We start from the raw sequence: 560 nt of genomic DNA, 5'->3' as shown, positions 1-560 counted from the left end.
GAGGGAATGGATAGCCGACCTGTATCGTGCCGGCTGGTCATTCAGAGCAATCGGGAGGGACTTGAAGCGTTCCGCGTCGACGATTCAACGCGAAATCAATCGACGTAGCATAGACGGGGAGTATCACCCGTATCATGCACACCATCACGCGGCGAGGAACCGCGCTCGTCCGAAGGTGATGAAACTGGCAACCAACACGCGCCTGCGCGATGTCGTCGAAGACGGCCTGGCCCGGCATCGTTCACCCGAACAGATCTGCCATAGGCTCGTAGTGGACTACCCCGACGACGAGAGCATGCGCGTGAGTCACGAGACGATCTACCAGTCCATCTACGTCCAGGCCCGCGGCAGTTTGAAGCGTGACGTCCAGCAGAGATTGCGGACGGGCAGGGTGAAACGCAAACCGCAGAAACGTCAGGATCAGCGGACTCCACGTTTCAAGGACGACATGATCATGATCAGTGAGCGTCCACCGGAAATCGAGGATCGCGCCATTCCCGGGCATTGGGAAGGAGACCTGATCACCGGAGCGCAGAATAGAACCGCTATTGGGACTCTGG

General features: G+C 58.6%; 1 protein-coding gene. It reads left to right on the top strand.

Annotated elements, in window-relative coordinates:
* Window positions 1-10: 10 nt before the first annotated feature.
* On the top strand, window positions 11-560 hold a 550-nt coding region (locus NQ038_RS15190), incomplete at its 3' end, for an IS30 family transposase (RefSeq protein WP_257062992.1).

The organism is Brevibacterium sp. 50QC2O2, assembly GCF_024580675.1.
Taxonomy (GTDB): domain Bacteria; phylum Actinomycetota; class Actinomycetes; order Actinomycetales; family Brevibacteriaceae; genus Brevibacterium; species Brevibacterium moorei.
This window is presented reverse-complemented; position numbering and strand designations above follow the sequence as displayed.